Annotated in this window: 1 protein-coding gene; it reads right to left on the bottom strand. The window is 47.0% G+C overall.

Translation table 11 applies throughout. The annotated features are described in order from the left end of the window. A partial coding sequence (locus KUA11_RS16925) for a virulence-associated E family protein (protein WP_217412197.1) occupies positions 1-870 on the bottom strand: 870 nt, incomplete at both ends.

Here is an 870-nt window from a genome sequence, read left to right as displayed (position 1 = left end):
CCCTAAAGTACATGCGCCTTTCATTCACATACATACGCCTCCAATCGGTCGGTACAAGCATATTCAAATATGCCTCGACTGATGCGGTACGTGGGTCTGCCTCGAAATGCTCTTCCCGCCCTTTTTCGGCGATTTCCTCGGCTTCACGAGATAGCAATGTACTTACTTTGCGGAAATACATCTGCACGGCTTCAGCCCATAGCTGGTCTACATATTCGTCGAATCCCTTCTCAAAGATTAGGTGCGTATTGGCGTTCGCCTTAACCTTAACTGGCAAAAACCGTCTGCCGCCCGTGTCGTCTTTTAAAAATTCGTCCCGGTTCGTCGTACCTATAAAGATACACTGCCGTGGAAAGTTCTTCGTAACACGTCCGTATGCCGGTCTGTAGCTGTCCTCTGTTTTGGAAATGAAGTTTTTCACGCCCCCAACCTCTGAACGTCTCATTGCTGACAACTCCGCAACCTCCAATATCCAGTTACCCTGCAACTGTTCAAACGCGCCCTTACCGTCCATACTTGAAAGGCTATCAGAGAACCATTGCTTACCCAGCTTTCGGATAAATGTACTCTTTCCTGCTCCCTGCTCGGACTGGAGCACCAACATGCTATCAAACTTGCAGCCCTTTTGAAATATACGCTTAACCGCGCCTACCATCATAATTCGGAATGCTTCTCGGGTGTATATGTTATCCTCGGCACCCATGATGTGAATTAAAGCCTTATCAACTCTTTCGATACCATCCCATTTCAATTTAGTTAAATACTTCTGCACTGGGTGAAATGAGTTCATTTCCGCGGATAGTGCTATGGCATCGTCAATCTTTGCGCTATTCGATATGCCGTAAACGTCCTCGATGTGTTTACGTACGC

The organism is Acetobacter estunensis, assembly GCF_019083805.1.
GTDB classification, from domain to species: domain Bacteria; phylum Pseudomonadota; class Alphaproteobacteria; order Acetobacterales; family Acetobacteraceae; genus Acetobacter; species Acetobacter estunensis_A.
The sequence above is the reverse complement of the archived record's forward strand: the minus strand, read 5'-3'. Positions and strand labels throughout refer to the sequence as shown.